Consider the following 1747-nt stretch of genomic DNA (forward strand, 5'->3'; position numbering starts at 1 on the left):
GGCATGCTGCACACGTCCGTCGGGCAGCTGAATGTCTACCCCAACTCGCCCGTGGTGGTGCCGTCACGGGTGAGCCTGCTGCTGGACCTGCGCAGCGCCGACGAAGCTGTCCTTGCCGAGGCGGACGCCCTGCTGGACAAGCGGATCGCCGGGATCGAGAAGCTGGCGAACGTCACGGTGGAGCGCAACCACTCCCACACGTGGCCCGTGACCCCCTACCAGCCAGAGGGCGTTGAACTCGCGGCCAAGGTGGCGGCGGACCTGGGCCTGGCGAACAAGCCGGTCATGACCTTGGCCGGGCACGATTCGACCAACATGAAGGACCTTGTCCCGACGGTGATGCTGTTCGTGCCCAGTGTGGACGGGATCTCCCACAACGAGCACGAATACACCACGGACGAGGACATCGTGGCTGGCCTGGCGATGCTCACCGAGGTAGTGAACCGGCTCTGCAACGGCGACCTGGCGGACTGACCGCGGCCACCAACGGCTGAACTCCACAGGTCCTCCGCGGCCGCACCGGAACCCCCGGGCGCCTGGCCAGTGCCTTCTCAGGCGCCTTCGGGCTTCTGCGAGATCCAGAGCATCGCCCCGTGGGGGTTCTCCGGCAGGTCAGCCGCGTCCGGGTTGGCCACGTGCAGGGTCCGGCCGAAGGCCTCTTCCGTCAGGCTGACCCGGTGGCCGGCGGCCGCGAGGCGGTCCCGCAGGCCGGCGAGGTCGCCGGTGTATTCAAACCCCAGGCCGGTCCGGGCCGCGCCGCTGGCGGGCCGGACCATCAGCACGCCGCCGTTCTTCGCCGTGAAATCCGCGGTTTCGTCGTCGTCCGGGGCAGGCCGCAGCCGGGCGCCCATGTTCCGCAGGGTTTGCTCGGCGGCGGCCGCGTCCGGCGTGAACCAGACTTCGACGACGGCGAGGGCCGGATCGGCGTCCGCGCACTGCGCGCCGTGGGCGGCCTTGTCCGCGAAGAAGCCGAACCCGTCCTCGCCCGTGATCCGGCAGGTATCGCCGTGACGGGCGCTGACCAGCTCGGCCGGGGTGGTCCCGTCCTCCGCGCCGGCCAGATTGGTGCGGCGCGCGAATTCTGCCAGGTCTCCGACCTCGACGCCGAAGTCCGTCTTTCCATCCAGCACCATTCCGGCACCGGCACCGTCCCCGGCATCAGCCCCGGCGGCACCCGCCGGGACCCGGTGCAGCGCGAGGCGGCCCGAGCCGGCATCGAACTCCTGCCAGTCGCCGTCGTCGACTGTGCGCACCATGCCGAGGGCGGACAGCAGGCCCTCCCACTGGTCCATGCGGGAGGTGTAGTGGATCGGGCGGACGCGCAGCATGGGATCTCCTTGCGAGGGACGGTTTTTGGCTCCTCCTGACATGGTGCCACCAAAGCACCCCTCCGGTCAGCACGGCAGGGCACAATGGGGCCATGGCTGTTGAACTGGAGGAACTGCTGGTCAAGGACGCCGCCGAGTGGCGCGCCTGGCTGGAGCAGCACCACGCGCAGAGTCCCGGGGTGTGGCTCGTGCTGCACAAGAAGGGCGGATCGGTGACGGAGCTGGACTACGAAGCAGCGCTGCAGGAGGCACTGTGTTTCGGCTGGATCGACGGGCAGGGGCGGCGCCGGGACGAGGAAAGCTCGTTCCAGCGGATGACCCGGCGGGGACCCAAGAGCGTGTGGTCGGCCCGGAACGTGGAGCGGATTGACCGCCTGGAGGCGGCGGGGCGGATGGCCCCCGCCGTGCAGGCGGCCATC

Annotated in this window: 3 protein-coding genes; 2 read left to right on the forward strand and 1 reads right to left on the reverse strand. The window is 70.1% G+C overall.

Annotated features, from left to right (window positions below; translation table 11 throughout):
• On the forward strand, positions 1 to 474 hold a 474-nt coding region (locus LQV45_RS30055; RefSeq protein ID WP_230010852.1), incomplete at its 5' end, for a M20/M25/M40 family metallo-hydrolase.
• 77 nt (positions 475 to 551) lie between these two features.
• Here the strand turns inward: LQV45_RS30055 and LQV45_RS30060 are convergent.
• Positions 552 to 1328, reverse strand: a complete 777-nt coding sequence (locus tag LQV45_RS30060; protein ID WP_230010854.1) for a VOC family protein — start codon at positions 1326 to 1328, stop codon at positions 552 to 554.
• 92 nt (positions 1329 to 1420) lie between these two features.
• Between LQV45_RS30060 and LQV45_RS30065 the strand changes: the two genes are divergently transcribed.
• A partial coding sequence (locus tag LQV45_RS30065) for a YdeI family protein (RefSeq protein WP_374208334.1) occupies positions 1421 to 1747 on the forward strand: 327 nt, incomplete at its 3' end.

Source organism: Microbacterium sp. Bi128 (assembly GCF_918698205.1).